General features: G+C 63.3%; 14 protein-coding genes and 3 pseudogenes. 7 read left to right on the top strand and 10 right to left on the bottom strand.

Features of this window, described 5'->3' with window-relative positions; translation table 11 throughout:
* Positions 1-181: 181 nt before the first annotated feature.
* Positions 182-451 carry a hypothetical protein gene (locus tag M3I56_RS14580; protein WP_254354546.1) on the top strand — a complete coding sequence of 90 codons (270 nt, stop codon included), beginning with the start codon at positions 182-184 and terminating at the stop codon, positions 449-451.
* A 41-nt stretch (positions 452-492) separates the two neighbouring features.
* Here the strand turns inward: M3I56_RS14580 and M3I56_RS14575 are convergent, their stop codons facing one another.
* From M3I56_RS14575 to M3I56_RS14555, 5 genes are all read right to left on the bottom strand, one after another.
* On the bottom strand, positions 493-921 hold the full coding sequence (locus tag M3I56_RS14575) for a hypothetical protein (protein WP_254354545.1): 429 nt from the start codon (positions 919-921) through the stop codon (positions 493-495).
* Between the two features lie 70 nt (positions 922-991).
* Positions 992-2,350 (bottom strand): epoxide hydrolase family protein, encoded by a 1,359-nt coding sequence (locus tag M3I56_RS14570; RefSeq protein WP_254354544.1) that lies wholly within the window; start codon positions 2,348-2,350, stop codon positions 992-994.
* Between the two features lie 153 nt (positions 2,351-2,503).
* Positions 2,504-3,439: an NAD(P)H-binding protein gene (locus M3I56_RS14565; RefSeq protein WP_254354543.1), complete on the bottom strand. Its 936-nt coding sequence runs from the start codon at positions 3,437-3,439 to the stop codon at positions 2,504-2,506.
* Positions 3,440-3,518: 79 nt separating this feature from the next.
* Positions 3,519-4,511 carry a carbon-nitrogen hydrolase family protein gene (locus tag M3I56_RS14560; protein ID WP_254354542.1) on the bottom strand — a complete coding sequence of 331 codons (993 nt, stop codon included), beginning with the start codon at positions 4,509-4,511 and terminating at the stop codon, positions 3,519-3,521.
* Positions 4,512-4,560: 49 nt separating this feature from the next.
* Positions 4,561-5,037: a MarR family winged helix-turn-helix transcriptional regulator gene (locus tag M3I56_RS14555; RefSeq protein ID WP_028204584.1), complete on the bottom strand. Its 477-nt coding sequence runs from the start codon at positions 5,035-5,037 to the stop codon at positions 4,561-4,563.
* A gap of 240 nt (positions 5,038-5,277) precedes the next feature.
* On the opposite strand from M3I56_RS14555, the pseudogene M3I56_RS14550 reads away from it, so the two are divergent.
* Together M3I56_RS14550 and M3I56_RS14545 are read left to right on the top strand one after the other, a co-directional pair.
* A pseudogene (locus M3I56_RS14550) lies at positions 5,278-5,859 on the top strand (alpha/beta fold hydrolase); the annotation flags it as partial.
* Positions 5,786-6,622 (top strand): GlxA family transcriptional regulator, encoded by an 837-nt coding sequence (locus M3I56_RS14545; RefSeq protein WP_254354541.1) that lies wholly within the window; start codon positions 5,786-5,788, stop codon positions 6,620-6,622. The pseudogene M3I56_RS14550 and the gene M3I56_RS14545, both read left to right, overlap by 74 nt.
* Before the next feature lie 39 nt (positions 6,623-6,661).
* On the opposite strand, the gene M3I56_RS14540 is transcribed toward M3I56_RS14545, so the two are convergent.
* Both M3I56_RS14540 and M3I56_RS14535 read right to left on the bottom strand, forming a co-directional pair.
* On the bottom strand, positions 6,662-7,309 hold the full coding sequence (locus M3I56_RS14540) for a transcriptional regulator (protein ID WP_254354540.1): 648 nt from the start codon (positions 7,307-7,309) through the stop codon (positions 6,662-6,664).
* A 94-nt stretch (positions 7,310-7,403) separates the two neighbouring features.
* Positions 7,404-8,372 carry an ornithine cyclodeaminase family protein gene (locus M3I56_RS14535; protein ID WP_254354608.1) on the bottom strand — a complete coding sequence of 323 codons (969 nt, stop codon included), beginning with the start codon at positions 8,370-8,372 and terminating at the stop codon, positions 7,404-7,406.
* Between the two features lie 170 nt (positions 8,373-8,542).
* Between M3I56_RS14535 and M3I56_RS14530 the strand changes: the two genes are divergently transcribed.
* On the top strand, positions 8,543-9,340 hold the full coding sequence (locus M3I56_RS14530) for an ABC transporter substrate-binding protein (protein WP_254354539.1): 798 nt from the start codon (positions 8,543-8,545) through the stop codon (positions 9,338-9,340).
* Positions 9,341-9,371: 31 nt separating this feature from the next.
* Positions 9,372-10,616 (top strand): FAD-binding oxidoreductase, encoded by a 1,245-nt coding sequence (locus M3I56_RS14525; protein ID WP_254354538.1) that lies wholly within the window; start codon positions 9,372-9,374, stop codon positions 10,614-10,616.
* Positions 10,617-10,687: 71 nt separating this feature from the next.
* On the opposite strand, the pseudogene M3I56_RS14520 reads toward M3I56_RS14525, so the two are convergent.
* Positions 10,688-10,885 (bottom strand): annotated as a pseudogene (locus tag M3I56_RS14520) (helix-turn-helix domain-containing protein); the annotation flags it as partial.
* A gap of 438 nt (positions 10,886-11,323) precedes the next feature.
* Here M3I56_RS14520 and M3I56_RS14515 point away from each other — a divergent pair.
* Together M3I56_RS14515 and M3I56_RS14510 are read left to right on the top strand one after the other, a co-directional pair.
* Positions 11,324-12,361: a 3-oxoacyl-[acyl-carrier-protein] synthase III C-terminal domain-containing protein gene (locus tag M3I56_RS14515; RefSeq protein WP_254354537.1), complete on the top strand. Its 1,038-nt coding sequence runs from the start codon at positions 11,324-11,326 to the stop codon at positions 12,359-12,361.
* Positions 12,362-12,389: 28 nt separating this feature from the next.
* Positions 12,390-14,978 carry a hybrid sensor histidine kinase/response regulator gene (locus M3I56_RS14510; protein WP_254354536.1) on the top strand — a complete coding sequence of 863 codons (2,589 nt, stop codon included), beginning with the start codon at positions 12,390-12,392 and terminating at the stop codon, positions 14,976-14,978.
* Here M3I56_RS14510 and M3I56_RS14505 read toward each other — a convergent pair.
* Positions 14,951-15,659: pseudogene (locus M3I56_RS14505) on the bottom strand (response regulator). The gene M3I56_RS14510 and the pseudogene M3I56_RS14505 overlap by 28 nt on opposite strands.
* 193 nt (positions 15,660-15,852) lie before the next feature.
* The gene (locus tag M3I56_RS14500) at positions 15,853-17,739 is read right to left on the bottom strand and encodes an EAL domain-containing protein (protein WP_254354535.1); all 1,887 of its coding nucleotides are present in this window, start codon (positions 17,737-17,739) and stop codon (positions 15,853-15,855) included.
* Positions 17,740-17,799 lie beyond the last annotated feature (60 nt).

Below are 17,799 nucleotides of genomic sequence, written 5' to 3'. Positions count from 1 at the left end.
TGCGGGGTGCCTTGCAGGGCAAACGGGTTGCGGCGGGCAATGGGATGGTGGCGGCAGACCGGCCGTCGGGAGGTTACCACGCACGTGTTTTCGGCCATCGGTCACGCACGGTGTCAGCTCGCCGGCAGCGATTGCTGCAGGCTGATGAGATTCTGGGGAATCACGCGGATGAATCCCCCGCGTGCCGGATGCGCCTTCGCTGCAGTTCATCCCTGCCATCGTTCAAGCGGGAAAGGTCGGTGTGATCACAACGGAAGCGGTCGGTCCTGAAAGATGCTCTTCATCACGAGCGTCGACCTCAGCCGCAGTACCCGTCGTCGGCATGGGTTCGAAGGCCATTCTGACGACCCGGCCAAAGGCGGCCCGCAGGTTGAGTCAGTTGTCCGGCGTGACGATGGTCATGGTTGCGGTCATTCTGTTCGCCGAGCAGGCTTTTGCTTTCATGCATTGACTGCCGCGGCGGCCGCGCTCGGCTCGACGCTGCTTGACGAACTACGTCGTCTTCATGGCCGCCGCATCCGGTCCGCTCAGATAGTGATCGCGGAATCGTTCGTCTACCCGCTCCCACATCAGTGCCGAAAACAACAGCGCTGCCTTGAGCGGCCGATGGTTGATGACGACCGAATCCGTTTCGCCATTCTGGTTCAGATGCGCGACGACCACGGTTTCGATCGGTTCTCCCTGGATCTGCGATCGATAGGACTCCATGTAGAGGCTGTCGCCGATTTTCCCCTTGTAGCTGTGATGCTGGAACTCATAGAGAGAAACGGCATGCCTGATCACGGAAAGGATATCTGCGCGGCCCTCTATCGGACGCTTCAGGACGGTCGCTTCCAGCGTCGCATTTTCTGCCAGTCTCGCCAGCCAAAGCGGCGGCGCGTTTTCGGGCGCCAATACAGGCGCAGTGTCGTTGAATTTCATGTCGGACGTTCCTTGGGTTTCAGGCAGGCGCCGGGAGTCGCGTCCCGGCGCCGTACAGACGGCTCGCGCGTTATTGCTGACGCAGCGGCCGCAAGCCCGCTCGCACCTCTTGTGCGAACAGTTGCGGCTGTTCCCACGCCGCAAAGTGGCCGCCCTTGTCGGGCCGGTTGTAATAGATGAGGTCGTGATAGGCGCGCTCGGTCCAACTGCGCGGCGCCTGATAGTTCTCGCGCGGGAAGACGCTCACTGCGGCCGGCACCGATACGTCGGCAGCCGCGGTAAAGTTGAAATGCGACTCCCAGTAGAAGCGCGCGGCTGAGATTCCCGTGTTCGTAAGCCAATAGAGCGTGATGTCGTCGAGTACGTCGTCGCGCGTCATCGCGCCCGCCGATTCTCCGTTGACGTCGCGCCCGTACACGGCCGATGTGAGCGCCGCAGCCGGCTGGATATAGCCGTCGCCGTGATCGAGGAGCCAGCTGGCCAGCGCGATCGGCGAATCCGAGAGCCCATAGAGCGTTTGCGGGCGCGTGCCCTGTTCGAGCGCGTAGGCGCGTCGCGATTTGGCTGCGCTCGCGAGCTGCTCGTAGGCGTGCTTTTCGTCGTCGCTGAGATTGGCTGGCGGCGGCGAGCCGGCTTGCAGCGCCTTGACGATTTCGGGCGGGACAGCCGCCGGGAAATTCACGTGCATGCCGAGCAGTTCCGGCGGCGCCTGCTTGGCCATCACGTTGGCGACGACACCGCCCAGGTCGCCGCCTTGTGCCGCAAACTTGTCGTAGCCAAGGCGCTTCATCAGCACGACCCACGCGCGCGCAGTCCGCTCGGGACCCCAGCCTACCTCGGTCGGCCGGCCCGAGAAGCCATAGCCCGGCAGTGATGGAATCACCAGGTGAAAGGCGTCGGAAGCGCTCGCGCCGTAAGCGGTGGGATTGGTCAGCGGGTCGATGATCCTGAACTGTTCAATGACCGAGCCCGGCCAGCCGTGCGTGACGATGAGCGGCATGGCATTCTCGTGCTTCGAGCGCACATGAATGAAGTGAATATCGAGTCCGTCGATTTCGGTCACATAATTCGGCAGCGAGTTCAGCTTCGCTTCGCAGCGGCGCCAGTCATAGTCGGTTGACCAGTGGCGGGCGACCTCCTGCATCATGGCGAGCGGCACGCCTTGCGAATCGTCGCTCACCGTCTCCTTGTCGGGCCAGCGCGTGGCCTTGATGCGGCGTCGAAGATCCACGAGCTGCGCTTCGGGCACATGCACGCGCAGCGGTCGAATCGCGGTCTTGTCGCCGTTCGGTGCGGGCTTGACTTCCGTGATGCCTTGCAGGGTTTGCGAAAACGCCAGCTGGCTCAGCGAGGCTGCAGCCACGGCGGCCGCGGCCGTGCCAATGAAGCGGCGGCGCGACGGCGATGGGATGAGTAGCTCGTCAGACATATGTACTCCGTTTTTCTGGTATTGGAGGCAGAGCGCATGTGGATGCTTCGCAATACCAGGCGTAGTCGTGCTGGCGCGCGCATGCGCTGCAGTCGCGCATCGCTCGCCAACGGGATTCGAGCCGGATGTCCCGGCCCGCAAACGCGTGTCGCATCAAGCCGATGCCGTGCTGCTCGAAAATGCTGCGGCGTGGCGCGTCACGAACTCGCGCATGCCGATCGGCGCCTGCCCCGTGAGCTTGCGCAGGTCGTCGGTCATGCGGTCGTACCGGCCTTCTGCGTGCAGTTCGGCCATGACCGCGAGATGCTTGACGATATGCGCGGATAGTCCGAACTCGCCCAGCTTCGCAGCCCATGCTTCGACGGGCACGTCGCGGTAGCGAATCGTGCGGCCGAGCACCTCGGAGAAGAGGCGCGCATAGTGCTCCATATCGCAGGACTCGAGGCCCGTGAGGTGATAAACCTGGCCGATATGCGGCGCCGGATTGTCGAGGATCTCCACGACGGCACGCGCGACGTCGAGCGACGAGATCGGCGAGGTCCGGCCTTTGCCGAGCGGCAGCACGAGTTCGTCGTTTTTGCGCACGCCCTCTGCGGCAAGAAGCAGGAAGAAGCTCTCCAGAAAAACCGTAGGCCGCACGGTGACGACGGGCAGGCCCGACCAGGCGAGCGCCTGCTCGGCGAGCCAGTGCTGCTTTTGTTGCCCGCTGTCGGTGGTTTCGGTGATGCTCATCTGCGAGACGGTCATCTGCGACATGTTCACGAACGCTTCGACGCCGTGATGGCGCGCAACCGCCGCGGTGTTGATCGTCGCTTCGAGGTAAGCGGGCGACACTGACATGCCGAAGTAGACGCGCGAAATGCCTTCCATGGCGCGATGCATCGAATCGAGATCGGTCAGATCGCCGAGCACGACCTGTGCGCCGAGACGGCGCAGCTCGTCGGCGCGCGCATCCTCGCGGCGCACCAGCGCGCGCACGCGATGGCCCTTCGCAAGCAGGTTTTCGGTGATGCTGCGGCCGACGGCGCCGATTGCGCCTGCTGCGCCCGTGACGAGAATCGGACGGTCATGCTGGATTTGAGTGGTCATTTCGCTTACCTGTTTCGTAACACTAAAGAGTGTATATACACATTTAAAGGAGGCAATAGCCGGAACGGGCAGTGCGCGCTCAGGCAACGATCGTGCGTGGCTCCTCGCCTTCGTTTCCGGTCGCCGCAGCGGCGTGCTGCACACGTTCGTGAACGTTCGCCGTCGGCGTGCGGTCGATCTGCAGGCTGAGCAGCTCCGGGCGGTTGTAGTGGCCGGCCGCGTCCATCAGCATCTTGCGACGGTCGATCAGCGAGAAGTCGAGGTCGGCGATGACTTCGCCTTCGCCCTCGCGCAGCGGTTCGCCGATCAGCGAGCCGTCCGGCGCGACGATCGTGGTGAAGCAGCCGCCCGAGATCGGACCGATTGCGCAGCCCGTGTCCTTCATGATCTGTGCCTGCTGGTCGGCATCGAGCCACGCGGTCGCATTCACGACGAAGGCGCCGGATTCGAGCGCGTGCTGGCGGATATTGATTTCCATGCGTTGCGCGAAGCCTTCGCCGAAGGCCGAGCCCGGATACATGGCCGAATGGATCTGTTCGCCGTCGGCGATCATTGCGTAGCGCGCGAGCGGGTTGTTGTGCTCGAAGCAGGCGAGCTGGCCAATGCGGCCCACCTTGCTGTCCACCGCGCGCAGGCCCGAGCCGTCGCCCTGGCCCCAGATCATGCGCTCGAAATGGGTGGGCGTGATCTTGCGGCGGCGCTGGATCAGCGTGCCGTCGGCGTCGAAGAGCAGTTGCGTGTTGTAGATGGTGCCGCCGTCGCGCTCGTTGACGCCGATGGAGACGACCATGCCCGCTTGCCGTGCGGCCTCGCCGATTGCATCCGTGGCGGGCGAGGGCACCGTCACGGACTGCTCGAGCAGGCGCAGATGCTCGGTGCCCGCGAGCAACTGCATGGGCGTTTGCACCGCGGAAAAGTACGGGTAATACGGCACCACGGTTTCTGGGAACGTCGCGAACTGCACGCCCTTGCGGCCGAGTTCGAGAATCTTCTGCACGACCTTGGCGACGGTTGCCTCGCGGCTGTAGAGCACGGGGCTGATCTGGACGGCGGCGGCTTTGACGACTTTCATTGCAGGCTCCTGATGGTGTTGCATATGCAACATTGACGATGACAAAAATTCAGACGGTGGCTGACGGCAGATCCGCCGCGATGTTCATGAGCGCGCTCGCGCCCTCCAGGCCGAGCACGCTGGCGGCGCGCTGTTGCGCGGTGGACCACGCCGGCCCGGCGGTGTGAAGCAGCGCGCGGCCCGCTTGCGTGACCGAGAGCGCACGGCTGCGGCCGTCGCCGCCGGGCTGGCCATCGGCGACCCAACCGTGCGCGATGAGCGGCTGCAGATTGCGCGTGAGCGTCGTGCGGTCGTGATGGTTCTTGCGGCCGAGCGCGGCGCGGCTCACCGGGCCGAACTCCGCGACGAGCACGAGCAGCGAAAGCTGGGACGAGCTGATGCCGAGCGGGCGCAGCGCCTCGTCGTAAAGGGCGGTCAGCACGCGTGCGATCTGCCGGGTGCGCGTCAGCAGGCAGTGGCGGGCGATCTGTGCGCTCACGCTGCCCGATGATTCAGTGCTGTGCGGAACGGTTTCGATGCAGGACATGCTTGGCGACTCCAGGGTTCGTGCGGGGCGGTTTGCCCGGTTGACGTATTGAAGCGTGCTGATGTATCCCGCACGTGTCGGGCGGCCCGGCTTTGTGTATGTGCGTGTTTCCACGCGGCGGCCCGATACATGGCGATACAAACCCGATGCGGGGCAGCCACGCAGCCGCCGTATGTAAGAGCGCCCACCTATACTGCCCGTGGCCCGCCGTTGCGCACGGCGTAAAACGGAGAGACGAAAATGGCCGAAAAAATCGATACGCGCCGCCGCGGTTTGCTGGGGACCGGCGCGCTCATGCTCGCCGCCGCGCAGCTTGGCGCGTCGAGCGCGGCGAACGCGCAGACTGCCGCCTCGAAGGCCGCGCCGCTGCCGCCCGTCAAGCCGGGCAGTCACACGTCCTTCGCGTCGCTCAAGCAGATCAATGCGGGGCTGCTCAATGTCGGCTATGCCGAAGACGGTCCGGCCGATGGCCCCCCGTGATCCTGCTGCATGGCTGGCCCTACGACATTCATAGCTTCGTCGATGTCACGCCACTGCTCGCATCGCGCGGCTATCGCGTGATCGTTCCGTACCTGCGCGGCTACGGCTCGACTCACTTTCTTTCGGCCGACACGATGCGCAACGGCCAGCGGCGCGCGTACTGCCGACATCATCGCGGCGCTCTGGCCGCAGCGCTGCAAGGCGCTGGTTTCGGTGAGCGGTTACATCATTAGCAGTCCAAAGGCGGGCATGGCGCCGCTGCCGCCCGATGCCGAATACCTGTGGTGGTATCAGTTCTACTTCGCGACGGACCGGGGCCGCGCCGGCTACCAGAAGCATCGGCCGCCGCGAGCAGATCGAAAAGCTCTCGAGGGCGCTGCGCTGCCAGCACAAGGCAGGTGCCGTGCTGGCGGCCTACTGCACAGGCAATTACCTGCTTGCCGAAGCAGGCCTGCTAGACGGACGGGTCGCCACCACGCACTGGGCGAAGGCGGCCGACTTCGCACGACGTTATCCGGCCGTCGAGCTTCGCGCACGCGAGGTCCTGACCGGGCAGGACCGCATTATTTCCAGCGGCGCGGTCACGTCATATCTCAATCTCGCGATACGGCTCGTGGCAATGCTCGCCGACGAAAAGCTTGCCGCCGTGACGGCGAGATCCTTGCTGATCGACGTCAATCGCATTGATCAGGCATCCTATGCGACGCTGGTCGACGAGCACGGTCACACGGATCCCCTCATCGCCCGGGCGCAGCAGCGCATGGAAGCGACGATTGCCGAAGGGTTCCGCTTAAGCGAGCTTGCCACGTGGCTCGCCGTGAGCGAGCGGACGCTGAACCGCCGCTTCAAGCAGGCCACGGGCCTCGCGCCGCTCGAATATCTGCAGAATCTTCGCATCGAAGTGGCGAAACAGTTACTGGAAACCCGGCCCATCGCGCTCGAAAGCCTCAGCGACCGGGTAGGTTACGCCGATCCCGGTTCGTTTCGCGTGCTGTTCAAGCGCAAAACGGGTCTCTCGCCACGCGAGTATCAGGTGCGTTTCTCGCGCCCGTCCGCCCATCCGGAAAGCCAGAGTGGCGGGAACAAGGAGCCTTCGCAGCAGTAGCGACAGCCGGACTGCTGCAGAGGCTCCTGGGCTTGCGCGCTATTCGGCGTCCGCCTTCATTTCGCGCAGATGCTTGTAGACCGTCGCGCGCCCCATGCCCAGCACCTTCGCCACATAGTTGGCGGAACTCTTGCCCTTGAACGCACCTTCGGCGTGTAACGCCTCGACCAGTTCACGCCGGTGTTCGCGCGTGAGCGAGTTGAGCGCGATCTGCCTCTCGCGCAGCCAGCCGTGCAGAAAGGTGTTGATGCGCTCCTGCCAGTCGTCCCTGAACAGCTCCTCGGGCTGCGCAATCACGCCTGCGCCGCGCAGGAAGAGGTTGAGCGTGGCCTGCATGTCGTCGAACGCGGCGATGTTGAAGTTGATACACATGACACCCGCTGCGTGCCCTTCGTCGTCGAACAGCGCCGTGCTCACGCAACGCATGCGGCGCCCGTCCCAGTTCACCTTCTCGTAGGGGCCGAGCAGCTTGTTACGCGTGGTTTCCTCGACGTCTTCGAGCGCGGCGTCGTCGCCGATCTCGCGCTTCGAGAGATTGTTCGAGAGATACGCTACTGTCTGGTCCGACAGGTCGTGAATCACGACCTCCGCGAACGGGAAGAACAGCGTGGTGATGCTATCCGCCACGTGCGCGTAGCGCGCGAGCAGCAGGTCGCGCGCGGTCTTCGGGCTGGCGATTTTTTTCACGCGGGTTTTCTCGTTTTCTCGTTTCGGCATCGAACTGGGACCGGGTTGCGGTAGCAAGGATGTCGATGATACTGCGATCGCTCGACGCCGCGCATCAACGGGCGTGACGCAGATGCTCATACAACGCGTTCGCGACGGCGATGTCTTCGAGACCAAGGCCGATCGAGCGGAAGAAGGCATGGCGCGCGTAAGCCGGTCGCGGGCATGCGCCGTTGACGAGTTCCGCGAGATCGCCTGCGATCGCATCGGGTGACCAGCCGTGCTCGCGCGCGGCCAGCACCATTTCGCCCGCGCTTGGCGGCGTGGTGTGGCGATAGTCGCAGTACACGTCGAGCGAGGACAGCGCGGCCGGATCGATTTCATGCGCGTGCGCGACGTTCGTGCTGATCGAGGTGACGAGCGCGGGTTTCGTGAGCGTGTCCAGCGCGAGCACGGGTTTGCCCGACGAGGTGCACAGCATCACCACGTCGGCGTCGTGCACGCAGGCTTCGGGCGTCTGTGCCACGCTTGCCCGTGCGTCAAGCGCGCGCAGTTCGGCCTGGCGCTGTGCGTCGCCGGCGAGCTTCGGCGAAAACACGCGAATGCTCTCCCACGCGCGAAGCGGCGCGACGTGACGAAGATGCGCCAGCGCGCCCGCGCCCGAGCCGATCACGGCAAGGCGCTTCGCCTCGCGCGGCGCGAGCTGGTCGACGGCGAGCGCCGTGGTGCCGGCGGTGCGCTCGGTGGTGAGCAGCGCAGAGTCGCACCACATGAGCGGCTGGCCCGTTTTCATCGACATCAGCGCGGTCCATGCCGTGATGATGGGCGGCTGGCCCTCGGCGCCCACGATGTACGGCGAGAGTTTCGCGCCGAACACGCCCGCTTCGGCGAGCACGCCGAGATAGGTGATGAAGTCGCCGGTCTGCTTCGGAAACAGCGTCAGGGTTTGCGGCGGCTGCACGGCATCGCCGCGGCCGAGCGAGGTGAAGAGGCGGGCCAGTTCGCCTCGCACGTCGAGGCTGGGCAGGGCGGCGCGCACCTGGGCGGCGTCGACGACGAGCGGCGCGGCGATGGCTTGGGACATCTCGTTCATGTTGGGGCTCCGGAGTCGCGGTGTAGACATTTTTGTCCATTCTAGACTTTATTTTTATTTTTCGTCTATATTCTTCCTGCGGCCGCGGCCCGCATGGAAAGGGCGCCGCACGAAAGCGCAACATACTTGAACAGACACTTATTACGAATTGGGTGACGACGATGAACAGGAAAATGATTCGCTTTGCGGCTGCGGCCAGCCTTGCGTGCCTGGCGGGCGTGACGGCGGGTGCGGCGCACGCGCAGGACCCGAAAACGCTGCGCTTCGGGGTGGAGGCGTCCTATCCGCCGTTCGAGAGCAAGACGCCTTCGGGCGATCTGCAAGGCTTCGACATCGATATCGGCAATGCGGTGTGCCAGAAACTGCAGATGAAGTGCGTGTGGGTGGAGAACAGCTTCGACGGCCTGATCGCCGCGCTCGAGGCGCGCAAGTTCGACGTCATCAACTCGGCCATGAACATCACCGAGAAGCGGCGTCAGCAGATCACCTTCACGCCCGCCATCTACGTGATGCCAATCCAGATGGTTGCGAAGCGCGGCTCGGGCCTGCAGCCCACGCCCGCGAGCCTGAAGGGCAAGTCGGTTGGCGTGCTGCAAGGCTCGACGCAGGAAGACTACGTGCGCAAGCACTGGGGCACGCAGGGCGTGAACGTCGTGACCTATGAGAACCAGGACCAGATTTTCGCGGACCTCGCGGCTGGGCGCCTGGACGGCGCGGTGCAGGAAGTGCAGACCGCCACCGACGGCTTCCTCTCGAAGCCGCAGGGCAAGGGCTTCGAATTCGCGGGCGCGCCGCTCAAGGACCCGACCACGCTCGGCGAAGGCACGGGCTTCGGCATGCGCAAGGACGACGCGGCGCTCAAAGCCAGGGTGGTGGCCGCGATCGATTCGCTGCGCCAGGACGGTACGCTCACGAAGCTGTCGATGAAGTACTTCGGCCGCGATATCGTCGCGAAGTGATGTCGATGACTTCGGACTCCAGAGCAGCTTCATGAGCCAGAGCGCGATCGTTCTCGGGGCGGGCATCGTGGGCGTGAGCGTCGCGCTGCATCTGCAGGCGCGCGGCGTGCAGGTCACGCTCGTCGACCGGCGCGGGCCAGGCGAGGAAACGAGCCATGGCAATGCGGGGTTGATCGAGTCGTCGTCGGTGGTGCCTTATGGCTTTCCGCGCGACTGGCGCACGCTGCTGCGCCTCGTGCGCAACGACTCGACCGTGCTGCGCTACGACGTGCGCTCGTTGCCCGCCTACGCGCGCTGGCTCGCGTCGTTCTGGCGCGAGTCGTCGCCGGCGCGCCTTGCGCACGCTGCGCGCGATATGCTGCCGCTCATCGAGCGTAGCGTGGCCGAGCACGACGCGCTGATCGCGCGTGCTGGCTTGCGCGACATCGTGCGGCCCATCGGCTGGCTCGAAGCATGGCGCTCGCCCGCCGGCTTCGAGCGTGAAATGCGCACGGCACAGGGCGTGGCCGACGCACATGGCCTGCATGTCCAGATGTTCGACGCGCGGGGCCTGCTCGCACTGGAGCCTTCACTCAACGCGGGCTATGCGGGCGCAATTCACTGGATCGATCCCGCGAGCGTGGCGGATCCTGGCGCGCTGACGAAGGGCTATGCGCAACTGTTCGTGCGTGAAGGCGGTGCATTTGCACAGGGCGATGCGCGCACGCTGATGCCCGAAGGCAAGGGCTGGCGAGTGCAGACCGACGAAGGGCCGTTGAGCGCCGAGCTTGCGGTCGTGGCGCTCGGCCCATGGTCGGATCTCGTGACACAGCCGCTCGGCTACCGCGTGCCGCTCATGGTCAAACGCGGCTATCACATGCACTACGCGAGCGAGGCGCGTGCGCCGCTCGTGCGTCCGGTGGTGGATATCGAAGGCGGCTACGTCGTCGCGCCGATGCGTCGCGGCCTGCGTCTGACCACGGGGGTAGAGCTTGCCACGCGCGAGCGTCCGCCCAACTACGCGCAACTCGATGCGGCCGAGCGCGAGGCGCGTCCCGTGTTCGGCCTCGGCGAGCGGCTGGACGAAACGCCGTGGATGGGCTTGCGCCCCTGCACGCCCGACATGCGCCCGCTGCTTGGGCCTGCGCCGCGCCATACGGGGCTCTGGTTCGCGTTCGGTCACAATCATCATGGACTCACGCTCGGGCCAGTCACGGCGCGCCTCCTTGCCGAGCAGATCGTCGGCGAAACGCCGTTCATCGATCCCACGCCGTATTTGCCGGCGCGATTTGGCTAAGGTACGCGCGTTCTTCCAACACGCGCACGTATGCCGAACCACGGCACATCGGCCGCCCGGAATGACGAGTTCGCGCGCTTGAAAGCGCGGCTGAAGGCTTCAGGGCTGTCGAAGCCCGCGTCGAACGCGGCATCGAGCACCGAACAGAACTCACGTGAAGCGAGGCGTTGTGCCGCCTTGCGCAGGCGCATCAGCTGCACGAAGCGTGCGACTGGCACTCCCACATAGGCGGCAAACTGCCGATGAAAATGAAACTTCGAGAAATTTGCTTGCTCAATCTCCTGACGGCCTGCCTGATAAGACTCCAAGTCATTAAGCCGGTCGTGCGCAGGTGCGCAGTACGGGATCGCCCGACTCTCAAGTTTCACTCACTGTTGCCGATACTCCGTTCGGGGTGACTCCCGCGAAGTATGCGCCGAACATGAGCTGTGAAGCCTGAGCCGTCGCCGAATGGCTCAGGCAGTCAAAAGGTGAATTGACAGGATGGGAGGGCGGCAGGCAGGCTCACGGGAGCATGGCGACGAGCGCCGGGCGCTCGAGGCCCGGCCGCTGAAAGTCAACGCGTAGAGAAGAGGGGGAATTCGTGATAAACGGTGGGGGCGCTAACGTACGGGGGCCGTTCGGCCGGATATCTGGTGTCCAGGTATCCGCGTGCCATACGCGCGAGACCTTTACTCATCCATCTTTTCGCGATTCACGGATTCTCTATGCTTATCAAGAACGTCGCAGTCAGTCTCCCTTCGAGGGTCGTCACGAACGAAGAAGTTGTCGATATGATCCGGTCCCACTCTACGGCTTTCGATGGCGACATCGACAGGACCGCGCGAACCATCAAGACACTGCTTGACCGGAGCGGTCTGGTCCATCGTCGCTGGTGCGACAGCCATGAGTCGCCGATCGATCACGTTGCGATGGCGACGCGCAAGGTATTGTCGGAAACATATCTGAGGCCGGAGCACATCGAGCTGTTCATCTTCGTCGGCATCGGCAGAGGGTTCCTCGAGCCGGGCAACAGTCACATGATGGCGAGCACGCTCGGCTTTGGTAATGCCGAATGCTTCGATGTTGTCGATGCCTGCATGAGCTGGACGCGGGCCATGTCGATTGTCGACAGCCTCTTCAAGACCGGCCAGTATAAAAACGCGATGATCGTGAATGCCGAATTCAATATGCTCGCAGGGGGACCGCTCTATCCTTCGAATTTCGCGCTCAAGCATCACGCCCAGGTCGAATACACGCTGCCGTCGTTTACGATAGGCGAAGCGGCGACGGCCACGCTGGTGGTGGCGAAGGAGCCGGACAACTTCAGCTTTGCGTTTCGCGGCAAGCCGGATGTCTCGGACCTGTGCACGATTCCGATTCCTGGCTACGAGGGGTATTGCCACCCCACCGACCGTATCGGCAAGAACGGCGAAATGCGGTTCACCTCGTTCGGCCACGAACTGCACAAAAATTCAGATGAGCTTTCCCAAGTCTTCTCCAGACTGGCCGTTCCCAAAAAAGACATCGACATCGTGTTTACGCACGCCTCCTCAAAGGCCGCGTGGCACGGCTACGGCGTGAAGGCAGGCATCGACGATAAGATGTATCACATCTATCCGGATACCGGAAATCTGGTGTCCGCCTCGATTCCGGCCGCGATTTCAATGGCCAAGGAGACAGGGAAGCTAAAGCGGGGCGACAGGGCGATGTGCTGGGTCGGCAGCGCCGGCATGTCGTTCAACGTGAGCAGTTTCCTGTTCTGAGGCTCGGTATCAGTTTATTGAGAACGATATGAAAGGCATTGCAGGAGGCGTTCGCTATCTGAAGCAGCGGGTTCGCGACGCGTACGGGTTGTCGGACCTTAGCGTGCTGGCGGTGGGCGTCATCGGGACAATCGGACATCCGCTGTACTGGTTGTGGTGGACGTACATCGACCCCCAACCCAACGAAAGCACGCTGATGCGGGTGATCGGCGCGCTCGCCTGTCTGCTGTTGCTGCTGCGCCGCTTCTGGCCCGCAGCAGCAGTGCCTTTCCTGCCGTGGTATTACTTCCTGACGGTAGCTTATACGCTACCGTTCTTTTTCACCTACTACCTGATAACCGGCCACTATTCGATGATCTGGTCGATGGCGGAAGTCGGGATGATGTTTTTCCTGATTGCGATATTTCCGTCGTTCGTCGCGCTGGCGCTGAATCTCGCCCTCGGGGTTGGCCTCGCCATCTTCTGCGCGTGGATTGTCAATCCGGAGTCCCTTCACGTCGACGGCCATTTGCTGCTCTACACCTACCTGCCGGTTTTTGCGTTCGGCATCAGTGCGGGCCTCACATTCAGCTACAGCAACATGCGGGGGATCACGGCGCAGGCAAAGAACGGTGCACTTCGGGCGCTCGCGGGCACGATCGCCCATGAAATGAGGAATCCGCTCAGCCAGCTCAGGTACGTACTCGACCGCGTCGAGGAGGCGCTGCCCGCGATGGCTGAGTCGAGGCCCTCGCCGGCGTTGCCGGTCGATGCGGTGGCTTCGCTCTCGCAGCACGTTGCGCACGGACAGCTGGCGATCGATCGCGGGCTGAGAATCATCGCGATGACGCTCGATGAAGTCAGCGCCAAGCCCATGCAGTCCGATAATCTCAACTATGCGAGCGCCGCGGAGGCGACACGCAAGGCGCTCGACGAGTACGGCTTTAGCGGCAGGAAGGAGCGCAGCCGCGTGAAACTGATGGTCCTCGAAGACTTTACCTTCAAGGTCGACGAGACCGTCTATCTGTTTACCTTGTTCAATCTGATCAAGAATGCGCTGCATCACATGGCGGCGCATCCCACGGCAACACTTACGCTGACTGTCGACCGGAACAGGGTGATCGTTCACGACACGGGACCGGGCATCGCAGCCGAGATGATGTCCCATCTGTTCGAGCCTTTCCGTACCCAGGGAAATTCTGCCGGCACGGGTTTGGGGCTCGCCTACTGCCAGCGTGCGATGCGCTCGTTCGGCGGCACGATCGAGTGCCGTTCGGAACCGGGCAGATTCACCCAGTTTACGCTCGATTTTCCTGCCATACCGGAGAGCGAAATCGCGGCTTACCGGCAGACGCTTCTCGCGCGCGCCACGGACTTCTTTAGCGGGAAGGCCATACTGTTTGTGGACGATGACGCGGTGATACGCGAGAAAGTCTGCCACGCGTTTTCAGGGGTGGGCGCCCGGGTTGTCGAAGCGGAGAGCGGCGAACGCGCGCTGACGCTCCTTCGAGAGCGTGCGGCCTACGATCTCGTGCTGATGGACATCAACATGCCGGGTCTCGACGGCTACACGACCACGGAGAAGATCCGTTCCGATGCCGACCTGGCCGGCGGCAGCCTTCTTGTGGTCGGTTATACGGCCGAAGCTCACAACCTGGCTCGTGTGCTCGCGAAGGGTGCCGGCATGGACGCAACGATCAGCAAGTCCATACGCATGGTGGAGCTGGTGAGTACGCTGCAGAAACTCATGGAAAGCGGCGATCGCCATTTGCGCCACCCACGCTTTGACGGATTCGCGGGCAAGACGATTCTCGTCGCGGACGACGACACCTACAACCGGATGGTGGCGAAGAGCTATCTGGAGCGATGTGGCGCCAGCGTCGTGGAGGCGGAAAACGGACAGGGCGTGCTGGCGCGCCTGCAGGGCGGCGGCAACGTCGACGCCATCGTGATGGACATGAACATGCCCGGCATGGGCGGCGTGGAGACGGCAGCGTGGATTCGCGCCCGCGTGGACGAGTATGGCGAGATGCCAATTGTGGCCCTGACCGGCCAGTCCGATATGGCGGCGGTCAGGGCCTGTCTCGCAGCGGGCATGAACGAGGTCATGACTAAACCCGTGCAGGTCGGCGTGCTCTATGCCTGCCTCGCACGGCAGTTTGCACACTTGCGCGTGGCGAGCGCCCCGGAGAAACGCGAGCGCCCGGCGGTGCCGGTCATGCGGGTTGCAAATCGCGCTGCCAATCCGGCAGCGATCGCGGAAAACGACCTGCTCGATGAGGCACACCTCGACGAACTGGCGTCGCTCGACATGCTGGATCAGACCTTCCTCAAGGGCATTGCGCAAATCCGCTCGCTACTGGCGCAGCTTGCAAGCAGTGTAGAGGCCGGTGACATCCGGGCAGTGCACGCGACGCTACACGTTCTTTTAGGTATCAGCGGGAACATCGGCGCGAAAGCGCTGCACCTGTATGTTAAGCAGATCTATCCACGGGTTCTCGATGGCCAATGGCCGGTCGAGACCGACTGGTTCGACCAGACCACCGCGCTGGGGAACCGCTCGGCCGACGCGTTGCATCAGTATTTTGTGGCTGCGATAAGCCCGGTCGATCAGCCGGACGCATCGAGCGAGGACTGAGGTTCGAGCGGCCGTTCCGTGCCAGTCGCTTTCGCGCGTTCCTTGCGGGTGCCAAAGCGCATGGTCACGGTCGTTCCGACGCCCAAGGTGGAGTCGATTTCGAGGCCGCCGCCAAAAGATCGCATGATGCGGTTGCAGAAGATCATGCCCATGCCAGGGCCACCTTCTTCGGCGTGAGTCGTGATGGGGTCCCGCAAGAGTCGCGCCTTGATTTCCGGAGCAATGCCAGGACCGTTGTCGCGCACGCGGATCATCCATCGCCAGCAATTGATGCTGACGCGTTTCACGCTCGGTCCACTGCGCAATCGCCTCGCGCAGCGTCTCGCGTACCATTTCGATCCGCAGCGGCTTTTCGATGATGCGAAATACGCCGCCCGTATTCACCGTACGCAACAACATGTCCTTGTCGGCATAAGCGGTCACCAGAATCCGCACGATACGGGGATATCGTTGGGCGGCTTCACGCAGCAACTGATCGCCATTGCTGACCGGCATGCGGAAGTCGGTCACCAGGACAGCAATGTCCGGTCCGTGCTCCTCGAGTATCTCGATGGCTTCGTTCGCGTTGCGCGCGAGATGGACCGGGTAAAGCCCCTGGATGGCGCGCGCGAAGTGGGTACGAGACATCTCGTCGTCATCGACGAAAAGAATGGAGAACGGCTTATGCATGGCGCTTGTCATTGCATTTTCAGCGTATCAGCGGTGTGCGGACCACAAGCCGGGTCGGGCGGCATATTCACAACGACCGCACACGGACTTTTTGATGTCGCTGATGCGCTGGAGTATTGTGGGTTTTGGCAAGTCACGTGACGCCAGCATAGCATGCACTTGCGTGGACTTTCAGGCGTTGCTTGCCCGCGCGGCGCTGCGCGGCTCAGACGATGACGTTTTCGCCAACCGTGGCAAGCGAAGGCCGCGGTAGTGGGCTGCCGTCGGCGAGCACACGCGTGATGCTCCCGGCATCGAGCGGTCTGCTGAAGCGAAATCCTTGCGCTTCCACGCAACCGAGAGCGAGCAGGAACTCCTGCTGCGCGAGCGTCTCCACACCTTCGGCGATGACGGATAAACCGAGCGTCTGCGCAAGCGTAACGATCGCCTTCACGATCGCGCCCGTGTCCGTTTCCCCGACGCCTTGCATGAACGTACGGTCGATCTTGATGCGATCGACCGGCAGCGCGTGCAATTGACTCAGGCTCGAGTAGCCCATGCCGAAATCGTCGATCGCAATACGGATACCCGCGCGGCGAAATTCGTGAAGGCGGCGCGCGGCGATCTCCGGTTGCTTCATCAACGCAGTCTCGGTGACCTCGAGTTCGAGGTCTGTCGGATCGACGCCCGTCTCCTGCAGGATGGCCTGAAATGTCTCGACAATATCCGTGCGTTGCAACTGAAGCGGCGACAGATTGACCGATATGCGCACGGGCGCAATCCCCATGTGCCTCCAAAGCGCCGACTGACGGCAAGCCTCACGCAGCACCCACTCGCCGAGCGTCGCGACAAATCCCGCAGCTTCCGCCATCGACACGAATTCGGCAGGGGCGATCTCGCCGTAAATCTCATCGTGCCAACGCGCAAGGGTTTCGACGCCAAGCACCCGGCCGTTGCGCATGTCGACCTGTGGCTGGTAGTCCACGCGCAGCGTACCTGCTTCGATCGCCTTTCTCAGACGCGCCGAAAGGATGAGCTTTACGTCAGCGTTCTCGCGCATTTCGGGTCGATAGCGATCCCAGCAATTGCGGCCACGACTCTTGGCCGCGTACATCGCCATGTCCGCGCACGAGATCAGCGTTTCGACATTGTCTCCATCCGCTGGAAACACGCTGATGCCGACGCTCGCGCTCACCACGAGCTCATTTCCGCCGACGAGCACCGGCTTCGCGATCGCCGCGAGCACGGCATCGGGCAGATCGAAGCGTGTGTCGTCCCGCCCGCGCGGCGCAACGATCATGAACTCGTCGCCGCCGTAGCGACCGAGAATGTCGCCCGGGCGGGCGCAGGCTCGCAGACGCCCGGCAACTTCGACGAGCAGTTGATCGCCGACGCTGTGCCCGAGCGCATCGTTGACGGTCTTGAACGTGTCCAGGTCGAGGAACACAACGTAGACGGACTCGCCGTGGCGGCCGGGATCAGTAAGGAGTGCCTGCAATCGTGCGCTGAGCGCCGAACGATTCGCGAGCCGGGTCAGGCTGTCGCATTCGCTGAGTTCGCGTAAACGGCGCGACCGATCGAGAAGCCTGACTGACATGTCATGGGTCGTTTTGGCGAAAAGGAGTGGATAGATAAAGATGATGGGCAGCCACACCGGCGCGATCCGTACGTCCAGCGGCGTTGCCGCGATACCGAAGATTGCCGCTCCCGCGATAAGGCCCGCCGCACTCGCGCCCAACCCGGCGACGAAGACCGGCCAACCACCCACCGCCATGGTGTCGAGCGCAAACATCAACAGGATGACGACGGTTGCGACCGGTTCGAAATGAACCGCCGCGGCCAGCCAGCCGCCAAAAGCCGAATCGAAGAGCAGGCTCCATTTCTCTTTGCGGAGTGCATCGTCAGCGACAGTGCGTATCCGCAAATAAGCGACATGCGGCCAGATGAGACAGATGGCAAGAACGCCGAAGAAGAGCAACGCCGGGGCATGTTGCACATGCAGCAAGGCCAGGACGGGTATGGAGCCGATCGCGTAGCCCAGGACCCTGAGAACATAAATGCGGCGCAAAATGCCGGCGGTCCAGAACTTGTCGCCCCTGGCGGACGTGAGCACGTCGTCTCCCCGATTCAGATCATATGATTTCATGAGCATAGACCAGATCGGACGCAAGGA

The organism is Paraburkholderia sp. CNPSo 3281 (assembly GCF_024206515.1).
GTDB classification, from domain to species: Bacteria; Pseudomonadota; Gammaproteobacteria; order Burkholderiales; family Burkholderiaceae; genus Paraburkholderia; species Paraburkholderia nodosa.
The sequence above is the reverse complement of the archived record's forward strand: the minus strand, read 5'-3'. Positions and strand labels throughout refer to the sequence as shown.

What these genes read in the sequence shown, in the direction of transcription:
- M3I56_RS14575 (WP_254354545.1), bottom strand. Translation starts at nt 921, where the DNA reads ATGAAATTCAACGACACTGCGCCTGTATTGGCGCCCGAAAACGCGCCG.
- M3I56_RS14570 (WP_254354544.1), bottom strand. Translation starts at nt 2,350, where the DNA reads ATGTCTGACGAGCTACTCATCCCATCGCCGTCGCGCCGCCGCTTCATT.
- M3I56_RS14565 (WP_254354543.1), bottom strand. Translation starts at nt 3,439, where the DNA reads ATGACCACTCAAATCCAGCATGACCGTCCGATTCTCGTCACGGGCGCA.
- M3I56_RS14560 (WP_254354542.1), bottom strand. Translation starts at nt 4,511, where the DNA reads ATGAAAGTCGTCAAAGCCGCCGCCGTCCAGATCAGCCCCGTGCTCTAC.
- M3I56_RS14555 (WP_028204584.1), bottom strand. Translation starts at nt 5,037, where the DNA reads ATGTCCTGCATCGAAACCGTTCCGCACAGCACTGAATCATCGGGCAGC.
- M3I56_RS14545 (WP_254354541.1), top strand. Translation starts at nt 5,786, where the DNA reads ATGCCGAATACCTGTGGTGGTATCAGTTCTACTTCGCGACGGACCGGG.
- M3I56_RS14535 (WP_254354608.1), bottom strand. Translation starts at nt 8,372, where the DNA reads ATGTCCCAAGCCATCGCCGCGCCGCTCGTCGTCGACGCCGCCCAGGTG.
- M3I56_RS14530 (WP_254354539.1), top strand. Translation starts at nt 8,543, where the DNA reads ATGAACAGGAAAATGATTCGCTTTGCGGCTGCGGCCAGCCTTGCGTGC.
- M3I56_RS14525 (WP_254354538.1), top strand. Translation starts at nt 9,372, where the DNA reads ATGAGCCAGAGCGCGATCGTTCTCGGGGCGGGCATCGTGGGCGTGAGC.
- M3I56_RS14515 (WP_254354537.1), top strand. Translation starts at nt 11,324, where the DNA reads ATGCTTATCAAGAACGTCGCAGTCAGTCTCCCTTCGAGGGTCGTCACG.
- M3I56_RS14510 (WP_254354536.1), top strand. Translation starts at nt 12,390, where the DNA reads ATGAAAGGCATTGCAGGAGGCGTTCGCTATCTGAAGCAGCGGGTTCGC.